General features: G+C 74.1%; 1 protein-coding gene. It reads left to right on the forward strand.

Features of this window, described 5'->3' with window-relative positions; translation table 11 throughout:
- Positions 1–451: condensation domain-containing protein (locus GT045_RS35375; RefSeq protein WP_161336721.1), on the forward strand; the 451-nt coding region annotated here is incomplete at both ends.

The following is a 451-nucleotide window of genomic DNA, read 5'->3' on the forward strand; positions in this document are numbered from 1 at the left end:
GCAGTACGCCGACTACACGCTGTGGCAGCAGACGCTGCTGGAGAGCTGCGAGGAGGTGCAGCTGGACTTCTGGCGCGGGGCCCTGGCGGAGCTGCCGGAGGAGGTCACCCTGCCGGCGGTCCGGCCGCGGCCCGCCGTCGCCTCCTACCGGGGTGCCACGCACACGGTGCACTGCCCGCCGGGGGTGCACGCGACGCTGGCGGCGCTGGCCCGCGAGGCCGGGGCGTCGGTGTTCATGGTGGCGCAGGCCGCCGTGTCGACCCTGCTGTCCCGTTCCGGCGGCGGCCACGACATCCCGCTCGGTTCGCCGATCGCGGGCCGTACGGACGAGAAGCTCGACGACCTGGTGGGCTTCTTCGTCAACACGCTGGTGCTGCGGACCGATCTGAGCGGCGGCCCGAGCTTCCGGGAGCTGCTGACCCGGGTCCGGGAGACCGACCTGGCCGCCTGG

This window comes from Streptomyces sp. SID486, assembly GCF_009865385.1.
GTDB lineage: Bacteria > Actinomycetota > Actinomycetes > Streptomycetales > Streptomycetaceae > Streptomyces.